Here is a 19,365-nt window from a genome sequence, read left to right on the forward strand (position 1 = left end):
AATGAAAGGAAGGAATGGAAAATGCCATTGAATATGTAACGTTATACATAGTACATTAACAAGAGGGATTAATTTTAAAAGGAGGATGGGGAATTGCTAGATAAGGCAGGGGCTTTAATAGATAATCATGTGTACACAGAAGAAGAGCAACAAAAACTATACAAACGAACGTTAATAATCGTCAGCATTTCACAAATGTTTGGCGGTGCAGGACTAGCTGCTGGTATTACAGTGGGAGCACTTCTTGCGCAACAAATGCTTGGAACAGATGCATTTGCAGGATTACCAACTGCTATGTTTACATTAGGATCGGCATTAGCAGCTTTCATAGTAGGGAAGCTTTCGCAACGATATGGACGCCGAATAGGTCTTGCAACAGGGTTTATAGTAGGTGGATTTGGAGCAATTGGTGTTGTAATGGCAGCTTTAACAAATAGTATTATTCTTTTACTTATTTCTTTACTTATATATGGTGCTGGTACAGCCACGAATCTACAAGCTCGTTATGCAGGTACAGATTTAGCAGATAAGAAGCAGAGAGCAACGGCTGTTAGTATTACGATGGTAATGACGACTTTCGGTGCAGTTGCAGGACCAAATTTAGTAGGGGTAATGGGAAGTTTTGCTCATTCAATTGGAGTTCCTAAACTTGCAGGTCCGTTCATACTATCGGCAGCAGCATTTATACTGGCGGGTCTAGTTCTTTTTGTTATGCTTCGTCCAGATCCTTTGATTATTGCTAACATAATAGAAAGATATAAACAGGAACATACATATAAAGGACAACCAATAATAGAAGAAGCGAAAGAAAATAAACGAGGTATTACAGTTGGAGCAATCGTAATGATACTTACGCAAATAGTGATGGTTGCGATTATGACGATGACGCCAGTTCATATGGGACACCACGGTCACGGTTTAAGTGCAGTAGGACTTGTGATAGGTTTTCATGTAGGTGCAATGTATCTTCCATCTCTTGTTACAGGAATGTTAATTGATAAAATTGGCCGAACTACAATGAGCATAGCTGGTGGAGTGATTTTACTTGCAGCGGGTGTCATAGCTGCGATAGCGCCAAGTGATTCTTTATTATTATTAATCGTTGCTCTGTCTTTACTTGGGCTAGGATGGAACCTCGGATTGATAAGTGGTACAGCACAAATCGTTGATTCCACAACACCGTCTACACGTGCTAAAACACAAGGGAAAATAGATGTTTTTATTGCGCTAGCTGGAGCTTCTGGTGGAGCAATGTCAGGTATGGTAGTAGCGAATTCAAGTTATGCGGCATTGTCATTGGCTGGAGGCGTGTTAGCGTTATTACTTATTCCTGTTGTGATATGGTCTCGAAAAGGGGCAAGAAATTAAATGAAAAAGAGGTTCTAGTTACTGACTAGAACCTCTTTTTATACACTTAAATTAAATTCCACTCTACAATAAGCCCTAAATGCGTAAGTCCGCCACCAAATCCGTATAGTAAAAGTGTGTCTCCGTTATTTAATTTCCCTTCTTTTATAGCTAAATTTAAAGCGAGTGGAATGGTGACTGAAGAGGTATTCCCCATATATTCCACGCTCGTTAATGTTTTTTGTATTGGAATTTGAGATTTTTCGCAAATAGATTCGATCATTCGTAAGTTAGCGCTGTGGGGTATGAACCAGTCTATATCATCTACTTGCATATTTACGGTATGTAATAAATTTTTTATGCCTTTTGGTACTGTGCGTGTTGCCCATTTATATACTTCTCTTCCATTTTGAACGATTTTTTCATTTGTTTGCAGTGGTGTGCCATTCATAGTAGTAGATAAGTTTGTTCTATATAGATGAATGCCGCCATCACCGTTTGTTCCCATGTGAGCAGCGATAAAGCTTGGGGTGTTTTCATCTCTTTCTAATAAAATAGCTCCAGCACCATCACCGAATAAAATACAGGTCGTTCTATCGGTATAATCAGTAACTTTAGATAATGTCTCTGTCGCTACGACAAGTACTTTTTCATGTGATCCAGAAGTGATTAAGCTATTACCGACGTGTAGTCCATATGTAAAACCAGCACAAGTTGCATTTAAATCAAAAGCTAGTGTATGAGGTATGTTGAAGTATTGTTGTATTTGGCAAGCAACACTAGGGAAAACGTAATCAGCAGTAGTAGTAGCGACAATGATACAGTCGACATCTTCTAAGTTTTTCTTATATGTTGTACATAAATTTTCAATTGCTTTAATGGCTAAGTTTGAGGAGTATTCTTCGCCGCTAGCGATTCTTCTTTCCTTCATTCCTGTTCTTTGTACAATCCATTCATCATTCGTATGGACCATCTTTTCTAAATCGTTATTAGACAATATTTGATCTGGAACATAAGTACCAATTGCAGTAATACGAGATTTAGAATGCATAGGAACATCTCCTAACTTTTATTTTTATAACCTGATACTAATATTAGGTTATAAAAATGTCAATAAAGATTTTTGTTGTATTAAAACGATAATACTTAACTTACTATGAAGGAATTTGGCGAGTGCTGTAAAAATAATATACGAGAAGTTTCTAAAATTGATAATGAAGGGAGTTGAGCTCCTTGAAAAGGATTTTACACATGTTTCCTGTCGTCATCATTTGTAGCTTTATTCTTATTATTTTTCCAGAGAAATCTTATGCTTGTGATTGTATTAAAGTATCAACAGAAGATGCATTTCAAAAAAACGATGTAGTGTTTGAGGGAAAAGTAATTGAGGTTGGAAGGAAAGCAGGGGTTGGAACTGAAGTGTTATTTGAAGTGAAGAAAATTTGGAAAGGGACAACTTCTTCGCAAATTATCGTATATACAAAGGGTGGTGATTGTATGTTTCGCTTTGTAGAAGGAGGGGAGTACTTAGTATTTTCTACTCAAAGAGGATCAGAAAAACAATTACACACAAATAGTTGTAGTGGAACGAAGAGATTGGATGAGGCAGGGGCGGACAAAGCGGCTTTAAGTCAAATTGCAAAAGAGTCTGTTCCGACGAAGAAAGTGGATTTAAAAGGTGAGATGGTGAGCGGTTTAAATTGGCGGCAAGTTGCTATTATTTCCATTGGTTTGTTATTGATGATTGTTTTTGTTATTTTTATTGTGAGAAAAACTCGCAAAAAATGAAGATTAAAGTAAAAATATAAAGATTTTCTTTCGTGTGATATAGGTTGTTAAACCTTGTGAAAGCGAATTACTTATGCTACACTTTATGTAACTTAAAATGAACGGAGGGGCTTCCTTTGATCTTAATCAGATTACGTCTCAATACTTTGTGCCAATAATTGAATAGCGCTCAAAGGCTCTGTCTGTGTACAGAGTGAACGGGATTGGTCTGCCTATTTTAAAGGAACCCTTTATTAAGCTTATATGTGAAAAAGAGGGAGGGACGAATACGCCCTCTTTTTGTTTTGCCTTTATAAATAGAATGGGATTGTATAAGTGAACACTTACTGTGGATACGTATACAATCTTGGGACTTTTTGACTATAAAATAGGATGAAAGCATAGCTTTCTTCTATTTCTTTGGTGAACCCTTATCCGTTTACGAAAACACAGGCAGCGACCTGTGTTTTTTATTTTACGTAATCGAAATGGAGGAATAAATATATGGAAGAAGTATTACAAAGAGCAGTTTTAGTTGGAGTAAATGTAGGTAATGAAGATGATTTTGCATATTCGATGGAAGAGTTAACAAATCTTGCGGAAGCTTGTGATGTAGAGGTAATTGGGCAAGTAACGCAAAATTTACAACGAGTAAATCCATCGCATTATATCGGAAAAGGAAAGATTGAAGAAGTTGCAGCGTATGTACAAGAAATAGATGCCAATATGGTTATCTTTAATGATGAATTATCTCCTTCACAAATTCGAAATTTAGAAGAGGATTTAGATTGTAAGGTAATTGATCGTACCATTTTAATTTTAGATATTTTTGCGCAACGTGCGAAAACGAAAGAAGCACAGCTACAAGTAGAAGTAGCACACCTTCAGTATATGATGCCTCGTTTAATCGGTCTTCGTGAATCGTTAGGGAGACAGAGCGGCGGCGTTGGTACGAAAAATAAAGGTGTCGGTGAAAAGAAGTTAGAGTTAGACCGTCGTAAAATTGAAGAACAAATTTCAGTTTTGAATAAAGATTTAGAAGCGCTCGTTGCCCAGCGTCAAACGCAACGAAAGCAGCGTAAGAAAAATGAAATACCTGTTGTAGCATTAGTAGGTTATACGAATGCAGGAAAGTCAACGACGATGAATGCAATGCTTGAAATTTATAATGGTACAGAAGAAAAACAAGTATTTGAAAAAGATATGTTATTCGCGACGTTAGAAACATCTGTACGAAATATTGATTTGCCAGATAATAAATCATTTTTATTAACAGATACAGTTGGATTTGTAAGTAAATTACCACATCATCTTGTGAAGGCGTTCCGTTCAACGTTAGAAGAAGTAGCGGAAGCAGACCTACTTATTCACGTTGTAGATTACGCAAATCCAAATTATGAACAATTAATTGATATTACAAATGAAACGTTAAAGAAAATTGGAGTAGAAAATATTCCAACGATCTATGCTTATAATAAATCAGATATGGTAGATGTTGAAATTCCGAAAGTGCAAGAAGATCGCGTTTATTTATCAGCGAAGAAACATGTTGGAATTGAAGAACTTGTAGAAATGATTCGCTCACACATCTATAAAGAATATACGAAGTGTGAAATGTTAATTCCATATGATCAAGGACAGGTAGTTTCGTATTTCAATAATCATGCACACGTTTTATCTACGAGTTACGAAAACGAAGGTACCAAATTACAAATAGAATGTAAGACGAGTGATTACGAGAAGTATAAGCATTTTGCAATTTAATGTAAGAGGCAACCCAGTATGTGATTGGGTTGTCTTTTTTTTGTACTGTTTTACCGCTGAAAGTTACAAGGATGCAAGCCAATGACGGGAGTTAAGTTATATTTCTGGAAAAAGAAATGAAAGCAGTATAGAATAGAAATGTTTCAAAAGTCAGAATTTATTACACCTACTGTAATAAATATATATTTTGTACAGAAAGGGGAGATTCACATATGCAGGCAGTTTCACACAAAAAAACTGTAGAAACACCGACAATATATCGAATTTTATTTGCGATTAGCTTTGGGCATTTTTTAAATGATTCGATGCAAGCAGTTGTGCCGGCGTTGTTTCCTATTTTGGAAAAAACGATGAATTTATCCTATATGCAAGTAGGGTGGATTGCGTTTGCATTAAATATGACGTCATCGATTATGCAACCGGTGTTTGGTATGTATTCAGATAAGAAGCCGTCACCATTTTTATTACCACTCGGCATGTTTTCAAGTATGCTTGGAATGATTGGACTCGCGTTTGCACCAAACTTTATTATTGTTATTATTTCTGTTTTATTTATTGGTTTAGGTTCCGCAGTCTTTCATCCAGAAGGCGCTCGTGTTGCGTATATGGCGGCAGGTGCAAAACGAGGGTTAGCGCAAGCAATTTATCAAGTTGGGGGAAACACGGGGAATTCTCTAGCTCCTATTTTTACAGCGCTAATTTTCGTTCCACTCGGTCAAATTGGTTCATTAGGTTTTACAGCATTTGCAGCAGTAGGAATTGCATTATTAATTTTCGTATCGAATTGGTACAAAAATGAATTAGCAACCGGTGCTGTAAGAAGGAAGAAGAGGGCTGCACTTGAGGCGGAAAATGCAATTGTAAGTACACACATTAAATTCGTTATTATACTTCTTGTTTTTCTTACTTTTGTACGCTCTTGGTACGGTGCTGGTATCGGGAATTTCTATCAATTTTACTTAATAGAGCATTACGGTTTATCTATAAAAAATGCCCAGTATTTCGTATTCGCATTTATGATTGCTGGTGTGTTAGGCACTTTCTTCGGAGGACCGTTAGCAGATCGATTTGGTAAGAAAAATATCATCGTATTTTCAATGTTAGGTTCAGCGCCACTTGCACTGTTATTACCACATGTCTCACTTGTGTGGGTCGTACCGTTATTTTTATGTATCGGTTTTATTAGTTCAAGTAGTTTTAGTGTAATTGTTGTATATGCACAAGAGCTTGTGCCTGGAAAAGTGGGAATGGTGTCAGGATTAATCGTAGGTCTTGCATTTGGACTTGGAGCATTAGGTGCTGTAGTTCTTGGGAAATTAGCAGATATATATAGCCTGCAATTTATTATGCTATTATGTAGTTGTCTACCATTAATTGGACTCACTTCATGGTTACTGCCAAGTGATAAGAAAACGATAGAATAGGGGATGCGCTATGAAATTGTGTGAAAACGTTACGGAATTAATAGGAGATACACCTGTCGTCCGATTATCTAAATTTATTCCAGAAGACGCAGCAGATGTGTATGTGAAACTAGAAATGTTTAATCCATCGCGCAGTGTGAAAGACCGTGCTGCTTATAATTTACTTCACGTTGCAGAAGAAAATGGTCTCATCAAACCAGGAGATACAATTATTGAACCGACAAGCGGGAATACAGGGATTGGTTTAGCGATGAATGCAGCAGCTAAAGGGTATAAAGCGATTTTAATTATGCCAGATAATATGTCAAAAGAGCGTATTAATTTATTGAAAGCATACGGAGCAGAAGTAGTTTTAACACCAGCAGAACAAAGAATGCCAGGAGCAATTGCGAAGGCGTTAGAACTGCAAAAACAAATACCGAATAGTTTTATCCCGCAACAATTTGAAAATCCAGCTAATCCGAATATTCACCGTTATACGACTGCACTTGAAATTTACGAACAAATGGATGGAGAGCTTGATGCTTTTGTTGCAACGGCAGGAACAGGCGGAACGATTACAGGGACTGGTGAAACGTTAAAAGAGAAATTGCCAAACTTATATATTGCAGTAGTGGAACCGAAAGGATCTCCCGTTTTATCCGGTGGTGTACCAGGTCCTCATAAACTAGTAGGAACAAGCCCAGGATTTATTCCGAAAAACTTAAATACAGAAGTGTATAACGAAATTATTCAAATTGCAGATGAAGAGGCTTTAACGACAATGAGAAACTTAGCTAGACAAGAAGGATTATTAGTTGGGCCATCTTCTGGAGCATCTGTTTACGCTGCAATCATGATAGCGAAACGCCTAGGCGTTGGTAAAAAAGTTTTATGTATTGCGCCTGATACAGGTGAACGTTATTTAAGCATGGGGTTATTTGAATAAAAAGGATAGAAACACCTTAATAGTGAATAGCTGCTATTAAGGTGTTTGTTTTATGGAATGAAGAGGGGGAGAAGAACAATGAAACTATTAAAACCAATCCATGAATATAGTGAGCATATTACGGCGTATAGACAAGCGTTTTTACACTCAGGGGAACAACCACATGGAAGTAGTTCTTTACAAAACTTTGATTCTCTTGATGAATGGTTTGAAAAAGTGAGTAAACAAGAACTAGGAGAAAATTTACTAGCTAATCGAGTGCCATCTAGTCAGTTTTTAAGTTTTGAAAAAGGGGAACTTATAGGTTTTGTGAATATTAGACATAGATTAAATCCAGAATTATTACGGGAAAGCGGTCATATTGGATATAGTGTCCATCCGAATAAACGTCGCCACGGTTACGCTACGAAACAACTACAACTTGCATTAGCTGAAGCGCAAAAATTAGGATTGCAGAAAGTATTAATAACTTGCGATAAATCCAATATCGGTTCTGCTAAAACGATTCAAAAGGTTGGAGGTGTGTTAGAAAATGAAGTAGTTTCTTCTCGTACTGGTGAAGTTATTCAGCGCTATTGGATACAGATATGATTAAGTAGGAATTTGAAAAGGTAATGCAAGCTGTAATATCGAAATAGATAAATGAAATATAGGGGATTACTGCAATTTTAGGGGGAAATGAAATGGGATTAAAAGAGAAAGCGATAGAGATGTCAGAGATTTATAGGAAAAATCCGAAAGTAGAAGCTATTATTTTAGCGGGTTCAGTAGCTAGAAAGCTTGAAGATGAACATTCAGATATAGAATTACATATTTTATGGTCAACACCGCCAGAAGATGAGGATCGTAGGGCCCCTATTCATCATATTGATGGGACAATATTATCGTATCATCCGTATGAGGAAGAAGAATGGTCGGAAACGTATTTAACGAAAGAGGGAATTAAATTAGAGATTAGTAACTTTTTAACAGAGACAGTAGAGAAAGTGATTTCGGATGTGGTGGATCAATATGATATAAGTTATGAAAAACAATGTATTGTATCATCCATTCATGATGGTGTTAGTTTGTATGGAGAAGGGAAAGTGAATGAATTAAAAGAAAAAGTAGCGGCATATTCAGATGAACTAGCAAAACGGATGATTTCAGAAAATCTATGGTTAAGTAATCGTTGGCACAATCGAAAGGCGCTTTTAAAACGGAAAGATTGGCTTATGCTTTATGACGTTATTTGCGAAGTACAAAGGAACATATTCGGTGTTTTATTTGGTTTGAATAAAATGTACGTACATCATCCAGCGTTTAAATGGATGCCTAATAATGTGGAACGAATGACTATTAAACCTGAAAAATTATATGAACGTATGGCGGACACATTAATAGGGAATCCAGAAAAAAGTGTGCAGGAGTTAGAGTTGCTGATAGAAGAAGTGTTGCAACAAGTTCATACATACGCGCCAGGAGTAAATGTGGATGAGCAAGAAAAATCTATTTTTTATTTTGTGAAATAGAAAATAGTAATAAGGGGGAAGTTATGGGGTTTTTTAATAGGTTTTTTAAAAAAGTTGAAAAAGTAAATGAGCAAGAAGCTACTCTTCATGAATTAAGTGAAGAATTGTATGTTGAATCACCGGTAGAGGAAGCGACTAGTTACTGGGTATCAATGGCACAAAATATAATTTTTAATGCTGTAAAAGCGGCTGACAATGATGTGGAACGTGCCTTCGTGTTATTGAATTTGAAGAAAGGTGAGGCTTCATTTGATATTTTTTATCAAATAAATGGGCAATTGTATTTCTGGGATCAGCTAGAAAATGAGACGATAAGAAATAGAATTCAGAACGAGTTGTTACCGCAAGCTCCAGAAGTTTCAAATGCAGTAAATGAGCAATTTCGTGGAGCTGATCACCCTATAATTTCGTTCGCACAATTGCAGTTTGAATGGGAAACGAAAGCCTGGTTCTCACATATAATTTGGGAAGATAGCCTTGCTGCTCAATTGCCCAAAACTCAAATTCTAAATGAATGGTTTCGTGTAATTAAAGAAGAAACGAAAAATAGACCACTGGATAGTGATGCGAAATTTTCTTGGTATCCATCAAACTCTTAAAAAATGAATACAGAGAGACAGGTTATGTTTCTAGATGATTTGTATTATTGAATAAGTATCAATAATACGTAATTCTTTTTCTATTGCCTGTTAGAATTCGTTATGTACTAAGCTACTTGTTTTCTAAACTAAAACTTATATTTCGAATTTTTAAATAGATTGTAATACATAAAAATTCGAAATATAAGTTGACACTATTTTTAATGTGTGATAAAAATGATAGTAATCAATTCGGAAAATAATATTTGGGCAATGAAAGGGTATAGTAGTGAATATCTCCCTATTTCAGAGAGCTGATGGTTGGTGTGAATCAGTATATAGATTATTTATGAAGTTCGTCCTGGAGCATCTTTCATAAATCTCATATTTTGAGGAAATGAAAGACGGTAGTTTATACCGTTATCAAATAAAGTGGTGAAGATTTTTTCACAACTAGGGTGGTACCGCGATATTTATCGTCCCTACGTATTTACGTAGGGACGTTTTTTATTTAGGTCCTAACTTTGGTGTGGCTTCATAACTAGGGTGGTACCGCGATATTTTATCGTCCCTACGTTTTTGCGTAGGGGCGTTTTTATTTAGGTGGTTTCTTAGTGTTCTTCACAACTAGGGTGGTACCGCGATAATTTTGTCGTCCCTACGTATTTACGTAGGGGCGTTTTTTTATTATTAGGGAGGAAGTGAACGTATTAGAAAAGAGTATTGATAGAACAATATAAATACCGAATTGTAACAAAGAAAAAGAGATAGAGAGGAGATTAACAAATGAATTCACAGCAATGGACATCGAAATTAGGTTTCGTATTAGCTGCAGCAGGTTCGGCAATTGGTCTTGGGGCGATTTGGAAATTCCCATATATGGCCGGCATTGGAGGAGGCGGAGCGTTCTTCCTAATTTTCATCGGTTTCACATTATTAATTGGTTTACCGCTATTATTAGCTGAATTTGTTATTGGAAGAAGTACACAAAAAGAGGCTGTCGATGCATATAGAGAGATTGCTCCTAAAACGTTATGGCCTTGGTTAGGTAAATTAGGAATTGTAACATGTTTCATATTACTTTCTTTCTACAGTGTTGTAGGAGGCTGGATTTTATTATATTTATGGAATGCAATTACAGGTAGACTATGGGAAGGAAATGGAGCATACGAAGCTACGTTTGGTGAAATCATTTCCAATCCATATTTAGCAGTTGGATCACAGCTATTATTCATCCTTATTACTATTTTCATCGTAAGTAAAGGTGTACAAAATGGTGTTGAAAAAGTAAATAAATATTTCATGCCAGCACTATTCGTTTTATTCTTTGTATTAATCGTTCGTGCACTTACGTTAGATGGTGCTGGAGAAGGCGTTCGTTTCTTCTTACAACCTGATTTCTCACATGTAACATCAGAAGTTATTTTATACGCAATGGGGCAATCGTTCTTCTCATTATCTGTTGGGGTAGCCGTTATGGTAACGTATAGCTCATACTTACCGAAAGAAGAAAGCTTACCACGTTCAGCATTTTCTATCGTAGCCTTAACTCTTGTTATTACATTACTTGCAGGACTTGCAATTTTCCCAGTTGTGTTCGCATTTGGGATGGAACCATCTCAAGGACCAGGACTATTATTTATCGTATTGCCAGCTATTTTCAGTAAAATGGCATTCGGAAAATTATTCTTCATCGTTTTCTTATTACTATTCTTCTTCGCTACGATTACATCAGCAATTTCGATGTTAGAAATTAGTGTTGCATCGTTAACATCAAAAGGTAAAGGGAAACGTGAAAAAATGGCCTTAATCGTAGGGTTATTAATCTTCGTTGTTGGGGTACCATCAGCATTATCATTCGGTATATTAAGTGATCTGAAGATTTTCGGGAAGACAGTCTTTGATTTAGCGGACTATGCAGTAAGTAACGTATTAATGCCACTTGGTGTATTATTAGTTTCTATCTTTGTTCCTTTAAAAATGAAGAAAGATGTATTAATGAAAGAGCTAGGTGTAAGTAAAAATAAAGGTTATAAACTATTCGTATTATGGTTATTCTTACTTCGTTATATCGCACCAATTGCGATTATTATCGTATTCTTAAATGTACTTGGCATTATATAAAAAGAAAGGTAGCGTATCATACAAAGATACGCTACCTTTTTATTTTGCTCTTTTTTGCAATTCATTTACTGTTACGAACTGATAGCCCTTCTTAGATAAAGAATCTAAAATACCTTCAATCGTTTGTAAATTTTCATTAGACTCATCATACATAGAGTGCAGTAAAATGATAGAACCTGGTTTTACATTTTTATTAACGTATTTAATTTTATCAGCCGCAGATTTATAAAAAGTATCGGGCTCAAGATCCCATGTGATTGTTTCGATATTGTTTTTATTTAAATAATATGGCAGCCCTATTAACTTTTTACCGTTAGGGGGCCTAAAATCAATTTCGTCTGTAAATCCTGTTTGGCGGATTAATGAATTCGTTTTTTCTATTTCATCTTTAATAAAAGAAGGTGTTTTGAAAACCATTCTATTATGAGAATATGTATGGTTTCCAAGTTGGTGCCCAGATTGCGTGATAGCTTCTCCTAACGATAAATTTTGCTCTAATTCATTTCCAATTAAAAAGAAAGTAGCTTTAGCGTTGTATTTATCTAGTAGCGGTAATATTTGTTTTACATTGTTAGTAGGGCCATCATCAAAAGTTAAAGCAATCACTTTTTCATTTGTTTCTACGCGTTGTGTTAAATCTCCAAATAATTGAAAGCTTCTTGCGTTCATCAATTTGTATGTTCCGAATAATGCCGTGATAATAAAGAATAGTGTAACGATTGTAATGATAATTTTTTTCTTCATAATGTAACCTCACAATGATTTTTAATTCAGTTAAAAAGTATTATATCAAACTAAGTAATTTCGTGCTTTAAGAAGGGTGTGGATGCAAGGAGAAGGAATTTATCATATAATAAAATGCAAAAGGTATATTAGGAGGTGTTTATATGGCGATTATAATTCAATTGCCAGACACTGCAACGTCTCATGCAAAGCCAAGTATGGAAATGGCGATACTTTGCGTGAGGTAGACAAGTAATATACAATCGCCTATATGAGCTCGTATCATTTTTTATATTTGGCTTTGCACCTTATTGAAATGAACCATAAAAAATAAGGGGCGAGCAGAAATGAAATACGTAAAAGCTAATGCTGTTTTACCAGAGAGTTTAATTACTGAAATTCAAAAGTATATACAAGGTGAAACAATTTACATTCCGAAACAAGAAACGAAACATTATAAATGGGGTACACGATCTGGCGGAAGAAAACAACTAGATGAAAGAAATAAAGCAATTAAAGAAGCGTTTAAAAGTGGGATTGCTATTCATCAACTTGCAGAAGAATATTTTCTTTCTGGGGAAACGATTAAAAAGATTGTGTATTCTAAATAAGAGGAAAAGAGTCTGATTCATATATTACTTTGAATCAGACTCTTTTTGTTTTATGTGTATTGGATATATGAGGCGTGAACGGGCATGATAATAGAAAAAATGTGCCGTTTTTTTATTAAATGGTATACAGAGCACTTGAAAAGTAGAAAGGTGAACATATATGAATCATATTGGACAAATAACGATAGAGCTTTTAGTTGGTTTTTTTGTTCTATTAATTGCTACAAAAATATTAGGGAAAACACAAATATCTCAGCTAACGCCATTTGATTTTATTTCTGCAATCGTCCTAGGTGAGCTCGTTGGAAATTCAATATATGATCCTAAAATTAAAGTATGGTCTATTTTATATTCAGTATTTGTTTGGGTAATTTTAATTTATACTATAGAAGTGATAACACAAAAAGTAAGAGGAACAAGAAGGTTTTTTGAAGGGTATCCTTCAATTATTATTCGTAACGGAAAGATTGATCGTGAACAATTAAGCGTAAATCATTTGGATATAAACCAATTACAACAAATACTTAGGCAACAAAAAGATATATTTTCAATCCGAGAAGTTGAATATATGATATTGGAACCGAACGGAAACATAAGCGTTCTGAAAAAAAGTAAATACGAATCTCCTACTATAAATGATTTAAGTTTAAAACATAAGCCTGTATACTTACCAATTTCATTAATTAGTGATGGAAAAGTAGTTAAGGATAATTTGAGGGAAGCGGGATTTGATGAAGGATGGCTTTATAAACAAATAAAGCAAAAAGGAATTACTAAATTTGAAGACGTATTATATGCGGAATGGAAAACAGATGATGGCTTCTTTTGTCAGGAAATGCAGCGGTAGAGAATAAGTGATATATGTAATGTTTGTTTCTAAGTTATCTTTTACATATCAAAAAATGTAATCATTGTATACAATAAAACTAGATCAACAATTTGTATGGAGTGATAAAGATGGAAGCGTTTATTAGAAGTGATCAATATAATTTTATAAAATCACAAGCTTATATTTTAGCAAACGGGCATGCAACGGCAAATGATAGAGGTGTAATTCAAGCGTTAAAATCGCTTGCGATTGAAAAGATAATACATGTATTTGAGAATTTAACGGATGAACAGAAAGAGTTAATTGATACGGTATTAACAGTTCAAAATAGAGAAGATGCAGAATCATTTTTAATGAAAATAAATCCGTATGTAATTCCGTTTCAAGAAGTTACAGCACAAACATTAAAAAAATTATTTCCTAAAGCGAAAAAGTTAAAACTTCCTGATATGGAAGAAATGGATATGAAAGAAATATCTTATTTAAGCTGGATTGATAAGGGGTCAAGCAGGAAATTTATTATAGCGAAAAATGATAAAAATAAATTTGTTGGTCTGCAAGGAACGTTCCAAAGTTTAAATAAAAAAAGCATTTGTTCGTTATGTCATGGACATGAAGAAGTAGGAATGTTTTTAGTTGAAATTAAAGGCGATGTACCAGGAACTTTCGTTAAAAAGGGAAACTACATTTGCAAAGATGGTGTAGCTTGCAATCAGAATATGAAGTCACTTGATAAATTACATGATTTTATTGAGCGATTGAAGAAATAACGAGAAAACCTCTAGTATTTAAACTGGAGGTTTTTATTTTTTGAAGAAGTAAAATAAGCTTTCTTTGTAAATGTAGATTTATAATGAAATTTGATAAAAATATCTATTATGATACAGTTGCTTATATGCAAGGAGGTAAAACATGGATTACCTTTTATCGAAAGAAAAAGTGAAGCGATGGCCCAAAGATATGATAGCGGCGGGGCGTTGTCATACAGTTGGCCTGAAATCGGATGGCACGGTAGTAGCGGTGGGCCGAAATAAAGAAGGAGAATGTAATGTAAGTGGCTGGCGAGATATTGAAGCAGTCGCAGTGGGCAATGTTCATATGGCAACGAACACGGGTAATGCTCATACAATCGGTCTTACATGTGACAGTACTGCGGTAGCACTGGGTTGGAATAAGCATGAACAATGTGATGTAAACGATTGGCATAATATTGTAGCGGTTGCGGCAGGGTGGCGTCGTACTATTGGCCTGAAATCGGATGGCACGGTAGTAGCGGTGGGCCGAAATAAAGAAGGAGAATGCAATGTAAGCAGTTGGCAAGGTATTGTGGCAGTCACAGCGGGTGACTGGCATACAGTCGGTCTTAAATTGGACGGCACATTGACGACTGTGGGGAATAATCGATATGGTCAATGCAATGTAAGTAGCTGGCGAGGTATTGTAGCGGTCAAGGCTGGGTATCTTCATACTGTTGGTCTTAAACGAGACGGTACGGTGACAGCAGTGGGGAATGATAAACATAACCAGTGTGATGTAAGTGGCTGGCGAGATATTGTAGCAATAGCGGCTGGTACGAATCATACAATCGGACTTAAATCAAACGGTACCGTGGTCGCAGTGGGTTGGAATGAGTATGGTCAATGTAACGTAAGTGATTGGAGAGATATTGTAGCGATAGCGGCTGGTTGTGCACATACAGTCGGACTAAAATCAGACGGTACGGTGATCGCGGTAGGTAATAATGAATTTGGCCAATGCGATGTAGGTAGCTGGCGCGACATTCGGTTACCTGGCAAATAGTCAATTTACAATAAATCATTAGTAATATTATTCTATTTTAGGAGTAATTATGGAATAGGATATGTAGAAAATAATTAAACTTAAATCTGCTGAATAAGAATCTCTTTTGAAAAGGGATTCTTATTATTTTTCATAAAATGAGGGTGTAAATGGAATTTTTGAACAAATTTTATTTCAAAATTACAGTAGAAGATATAAATTAAAAAGTATAGAGGAGATAAAGGAATGCTTAAAAGGTTTTTACTTTCTTTACCGGATGTTTTACTTATATGTATCGTTCTCTACATAATGTACACAAATTCTTTTAGTTTTGGACAGATGCTAGTAATTTCCATTGCAATCGGAATTATTGGTGGTCTTGCTATTAGAATTTGTAAGGATGTATTCACGTATATAAGATGGACAATTAAACAAAGAAAAAATTGAATATGTTTAATAGTTATTAGGAGGGAATGAAATGACTAAGAAAAAGAATAGAGTGAAAAACGAGATAGTACTTTGGTCACTAACAGCAATTGTTCTGTTAATTGTATGGTACTTTTATCAAAAATAAAAACGCAACGTACTAAAAAAGCACGATGCGTTTTTATTATTTTTTTTGCCAATTTTCTTTTATAAAGTCTTCACGCCCAGATTCTTTTTGCTCAGTAGCATATTTCTCTGGATTCTTTTTATAGAAATGTTGGTGGTATTCCTCTGCTTCGTAAAAAGGTGCAGCAGGACGAATTTCAGTCACGATTGGATCTTTAAACATACCGCTTTCTGCAAGAGCTTGTTTTGATTTTTCAGCAAGCCCTTTTTGTGTTTCGTTATGATAAAAAATAGCGGTACGATAAGATGGACCACGGTCAAAAAATTGTCCGCCATCATCAGTTGGATCGATTTGTGGCCAATATAAGTCTAGTAATTTCTGATAAGGAAAAATAGAAGGATCGAATGTAATTTGAACAACTTCTAAATGTCCAGATGTTCCAGCTTTTACTTGTTCATATGTTGGGTTTTCTACATGACCTCCTGCATAGCCAGAAAGTACTTTATGAATACCAGGAAGTTCATCAAATGGTTTTACCATGCACCAAAAGCAACCGCCTGCGAAGGTTGCGAGTTCGTATGTTTTTTCGGACATTGCTGTAATCCTCCTAAATGTATATGTTTTATATAGTATTATATAAATTGTTTTATTGCGCAATAAAAAAGATTTGAAAATATATGTTTTTTACAAACAAGATCCTCCGCTCACATCAATTAATTGTCCAGTAACCCAGCGGCTGTCTGGAGAAGCAAGGAATGCAGCAGTATCGGCAATGTCTTCTACTTCACCTAAGCGATTGAAAGCGGAAATAGTAGTAGCGTACTGCTTCATCATCGGGTCGCTCAAGAGTTCTGCATTCATATCTGTTTTAATAAATCCTGGAAGTATTGCATTCACCGTTATTCCTCGTGCTCCAAGCTGTTTTGCTAGCGTAAAAGTCATTGTATTAATAGCGCCTTTCGTCATACTATATGCAACAAAATCAGGTAAAGAAATGCGGGTGGCAGCGGATGAAATATTAATAATTCGGCTATTGTCACGTAAACGTGGTAGTGCTAGTTGAATGATAAAGAATGGAGCTTTTGCATTTACTGAAACCATTCTATCAAAAAACTGTTCAGTCGTTTCTTCAATAAAAGCACCAGGACCAATGCCAGCATTGTTTATTAAAATATCAAATTGTGTTTCACCAGTGCGCTTTTGTAATTCAGTATCTAAAGCGTTATAAAGGTTTTCTACACCGTGTAAGGATTCTAGATTTGCGCCGATAGAAAAAGCTTGGCCACCATCTGATCGAATTTCATGAACAGTTTCTTCAGCGTCATCTTTTCGACTACCGTAATGAACAGCAACCAATGCACCGTCATTTGCTAAACGTTTAGCGATCGCTCGTCCAATTCCTCGGCTTGCTCCTGTAACTAACGCTACTTTCCCTTTTAACATAGTTTCCTCATCTCCTCATAAACTTTATAAGTTTTTCTTTATGTAGTAATGCAAACATACTTAAGTAATATATGAGTGTATGTAAGTAATGCATTCCAATTTTGATTTGAGAAAAAATAAATAGAATGAATTTTGATTTTTTTTGAAAAAAACATATTGACAACGAAAAGAACAACGTCCTATAATACGTGTAACAAATAAAAGTTAATTAAGAATTTTCTAACTTTATATGTTGTATATGCAAAGAAGAGGAAAGTAGATGATTATGATCGTTTCAGAGAGCTACTCCAAGGCTGTGAGGGTAGTAACAATCGAATCATTGAAGATCACCTCGGAGCATCGCTTGCGAAAGGGAAACTGAGTAGAGGGCGGCGGCATCGTCTCCGGTAAAAGGACGGAGGTCTGATTGGACCTACAAAGCTTATATTTCGTGAGAAGTATAAGGAAGCTGAGTGGTAACGCGAAACTCTCGCCTCAGCAATCCTAAATTGTAGTAGTTGATTGCTGAGGCGAGAGTTTTTATTTTTAAAAATAGAAGAAGAGAATGCGTAGAAGAAGCTTATATTTCGTGAGAAGTATAAGGAAGCTGAGTGGTAACGCGAAACTCTCGCCTCAGCAATCAAAGCTACTAAATTGTAGTAGTTGATTGCTGAGGCGAGAGTTTTTATTTTTAAAAATAGAAGAAGAGAATGCGTAGAAGAGGAGAGTAAATGATAAAGATTGTTTCAGAGAGCTGCCCCGAGGCTGTGAGGGTGGTAACAATTTACTCATTGAAAATCACCTTGGAGCACTACTTTTGAAAACTAGTAAAAAGTAGCGGGGTTGTTCCCGATAGAAAAACAAAAGTCTAATTGGACTTGCAGAGCTTATATTTCGTGAGAAGTATAAGGAAGCTGAGTGGTACCACGATTCCCTCGTCTCAGCAATGGATTGCTACAAGTATGTAAGTAATCGATTGTTGAGACGAGTATATTTTTAAGGTTTATATACTGAATATTCTGTTAAAAATACTCATCTCAGCAATCGATGTAGAAATAGATTGCAAAAAATAGAGAAAAAAAGAGGAGCGATGTGAGATGGGAAACCAGTACATTTACATGAATGGGGAATTTGTAGAAAAAGAAAAGGCAGTTGTTTCAGTATATGATCACGGTTTTTTATACGGAGACGGTGTATTTGAAGGGATTCGTAGTTACGGAGGAAATGTATTTTGTTTAAAAGAACATGTGAAACGATTGTATGAATCAGCGAAATCTATTTTACTAACAATTCCAATGACGGTAGAAGAAATGGAAGAAGCAGTTTTACATACACTCCAAAAAAACGAATATACTGATGCTTACATTCGCTTAATTGTCTCAAGAGGAAAAGGTGACTTAGGGCTCGATCCGAGAAGTTGTGTGAAGCCGAGCGTAATTATCATTGCAGAACAATTAAAGTTATTCCCACAAGAATTTTATGATAATGGGCTAAGCGTTGTATCTGTTGCATCAAGACGTAATACGCCAGATGCGTTAGATCCACGTATTAAGTCAATGAATTATTTAAATAACGTACTTGTAAAAATTGAAGCAGCACAAGCAGGAGTGTTAGAGGCTCTTATGTTAAATCAACAAGGATATGTTTGTGAAGGTTCTGGTGATAATGTTTTCGTTGTGAAAGATGGAAAAGTATTAACCCCGCCATCCTATTTAGGAGCATTAGAAGGTATTACGAGAAATAGTGTTATCGAGCTATGTGAGCGACTGAGTATTCCGTGTGAGGAAAGACCGTTCACTCGCCATGATGTATATGTAGCGGATGAAGTATTTTTAACAGGAACAGCAGCGGAGTTAATTCCAGTTGTAAAAGTTGATTCCAGAGAAATTGGAGATGGGAAACCAGGAAGTGTAACGAAACAATTGACCGAAGAATTTAAAAAATTAACGAGAGAAAGAGGAGTACGTGTTCCCGGGCTGACGGAAAGCTTAGCATAAATAAGGAG

Annotated in this window: 19 protein-coding genes and 2 other annotated features; of the genes, 15 read left to right on the forward strand and 4 right to left on the reverse strand. The window is 35.7% G+C overall.

The window, feature by feature from the left end; all coding sequences use genetic code 11:
* Window positions 1-93 precede the first annotated feature (93 nt).
* Window positions 94-1,368: an MFS transporter gene (locus DN401_RS03070; RefSeq protein ID WP_000884507.1), complete on the forward strand. Its 1,275-nt coding sequence runs from the start codon at window positions 94-96 to the stop codon at window positions 1,366-1,368.
* Window positions 1,369-1,414: 46 nt separating this feature from the next.
* Here the strand turns inward: DN401_RS03070 and DN401_RS03075 are convergent, their stop codons facing one another.
* On the reverse strand, window positions 1,415-2,398 hold the full coding sequence (locus tag DN401_RS03075; RefSeq protein ID WP_000555760.1) for a ketoacyl-ACP synthase III: 984 nt from the start codon (window positions 2,396-2,398) through the stop codon (window positions 1,415-1,417).
* Window positions 2,399-2,598: 200 nt separating this feature from the next.
* On the opposite strand from DN401_RS03075, the gene DN401_RS03080 reads away from it, so the two are divergent.
* The 8 genes from DN401_RS03080 to DN401_RS03115 all read left to right on the forward strand — a co-directional run bounded on the left by DN401_RS03080 (window position 2,599) and on the right by DN401_RS03115 (window position 11,443).
* The gene (locus DN401_RS03080; protein ID WP_002204811.1) at window positions 2,599-3,135 is read left to right on the forward strand and encodes a hypothetical protein; all 537 of its coding nucleotides are present in this window, start codon (window positions 2,599-2,601) and stop codon (window positions 3,133-3,135) included.
* A 483-nt stretch (window positions 3,136-3,618) separates the two neighbouring features.
* Entirely contained in the window at window positions 3,619-4,878 is a 1,260-nt protein-coding gene (hflX, locus tag DN401_RS03085; protein ID WP_000393283.1) for a GTPase HflX, read from the forward strand.
* 212 nt (window positions 4,879-5,090) lie between these two features.
* Entirely contained in the window at window positions 5,091-6,302 is a 1,212-nt protein-coding gene (locus DN401_RS03090) for an MFS transporter (RefSeq protein WP_001149398.1), read from the forward strand.
* Window positions 6,303-6,312: 10 nt separating this feature from the next.
* Window positions 6,313-7,230: a cysteine synthase A gene (gene cysK, locus DN401_RS03095; protein WP_000762273.1), complete on the forward strand. Its 918-nt coding sequence runs from the start codon at window positions 6,313-6,315 to the stop codon at window positions 7,228-7,230.
* 78 nt (window positions 7,231-7,308) lie between these two features.
* Window positions 7,309-7,821: a GNAT family N-acetyltransferase gene (locus tag DN401_RS03100; protein ID WP_000771271.1), complete on the forward strand. Its 513-nt coding sequence runs from the start codon at window positions 7,309-7,311 to the stop codon at window positions 7,819-7,821.
* A 92-nt stretch (window positions 7,822-7,913) separates the two neighbouring features.
* Window positions 7,914-8,741, forward strand: coding sequence for a DUF4037 domain-containing protein (locus DN401_RS03105; protein WP_000523174.1), 828 nt, complete (start codon window positions 7,914-7,916; stop codon window positions 8,739-8,741).
* Window positions 8,742-8,764: 23 nt separating this feature from the next.
* A complete protein-coding gene (locus tag DN401_RS03110; RefSeq protein ID WP_071740395.1) occupies window positions 8,765-9,340 on the forward strand; it encodes a hypothetical protein in 576 nt (191 codons plus the stop codon).
* Window positions 9,341-9,583: 243 nt separating this feature from the next.
* Window positions 9,584-9,806, forward strand: a binding site (T-box leader).
* 299 nt (window positions 9,807-10,105) lie between these two features.
* Entirely contained in the window at window positions 10,106-11,443 is a 1,338-nt protein-coding gene (locus DN401_RS03115) for a sodium-dependent transporter (RefSeq protein ID WP_001088187.1), read from the forward strand.
* 39 nt (window positions 11,444-11,482) lie between these two features.
* On the opposite strand, the gene DN401_RS03120 is transcribed toward DN401_RS03115, so the two are convergent.
* Entirely contained in the window at window positions 11,483-12,187 is a 705-nt protein-coding gene (locus DN401_RS03120; RefSeq protein ID WP_000726860.1) for a polysaccharide deacetylase family protein, read from the reverse strand.
* Window positions 12,188-12,513: 326 nt separating this feature from the next.
* Between DN401_RS03120 and DN401_RS03125 the strand changes: the two genes are divergently transcribed.
* From DN401_RS03125 to DN401_RS03145, 5 genes are all read left to right on the forward strand, one after another.
* The gene (locus tag DN401_RS03125) at window positions 12,514-12,777 is read left to right on the forward strand and encodes a CD3324 family protein (RefSeq protein WP_000878325.1); all 264 of its coding nucleotides are present in this window, start codon (window positions 12,514-12,516) and stop codon (window positions 12,775-12,777) included.
* Window positions 12,778-12,937: 160 nt separating this feature from the next.
* On the forward strand, window positions 12,938-13,624 hold the full coding sequence (locus DN401_RS03130) for a DUF421 domain-containing protein (protein WP_149287509.1): 687 nt from the start codon (window positions 12,938-12,940) through the stop codon (window positions 13,622-13,624).
* 110 nt (window positions 13,625-13,734) lie between these two features.
* On the forward strand, window positions 13,735-14,376 hold the full coding sequence (locus DN401_RS03135) for a FusB/FusC family EF-G-binding protein (protein WP_000387072.1): 642 nt from the start codon (window positions 13,735-13,737) through the stop codon (window positions 14,374-14,376).
* A gap of 142 nt (window positions 14,377-14,518) precedes the next feature.
* A complete protein-coding gene (locus DN401_RS03140; protein ID WP_000385090.1) occupies window positions 14,519-15,406 on the forward strand; it encodes an RCC1 domain-containing protein in 888 nt (295 codons plus the stop codon).
* A gap of 225 nt (window positions 15,407-15,631) precedes the next feature.
* A complete protein-coding gene (locus tag DN401_RS03145) occupies window positions 15,632-15,832 on the forward strand; it encodes a hypothetical protein (RefSeq protein WP_000919314.1) in 201 nt (66 codons plus the stop codon).
* A 163-nt stretch (window positions 15,833-15,995) separates the two neighbouring features.
* On the opposite strand, the gene msrA is transcribed toward DN401_RS03145, so the two are convergent.
* Complete coding sequence (msrA, locus tag DN401_RS03150; protein ID WP_001291883.1) at window positions 15,996-16,532, reverse strand: peptide-methionine (S)-S-oxide reductase MsrA; 537 nt, start codon at window positions 16,530-16,532, stop codon at window positions 15,996-15,998.
* Window positions 16,533-16,622: 90 nt separating this feature from the next.
* Window positions 16,623-17,381, reverse strand: a complete 759-nt coding sequence (locus tag DN401_RS03155; RefSeq protein ID WP_000911822.1) for an SDR family oxidoreductase — start codon at window positions 17,379-17,381, stop codon at window positions 16,623-16,625.
* A gap of 685 nt (window positions 17,382-18,066) precedes the next feature.
* Window positions 18,067-18,306, forward strand: a binding site (T-box leader).
* Between the two features lie 151 nt (window positions 18,307-18,457).
* On the opposite strand from DN401_RS03155, the gene ilvE reads away from it, so the two are divergent.
* Window positions 18,458-19,357 carry a branched-chain-amino-acid transaminase gene (gene ilvE, locus DN401_RS03160; RefSeq protein ID WP_000528161.1) on the forward strand — a complete coding sequence of 300 codons (900 nt, stop codon included), beginning with the start codon at window positions 18,458-18,460 and terminating at the stop codon, window positions 19,355-19,357.
* The last annotated feature ends 8 nt before the right edge of the window (window positions 19,358-19,365 follow it).

The organism is Bacillus sp. BF2-3 (assembly GCF_008368795.1).
In the GTDB taxonomy this organism is placed as follows: domain Bacteria; phylum Bacillota; class Bacilli; order Bacillales; family Bacillaceae_G; genus Bacillus_A; species Bacillus_A cereus.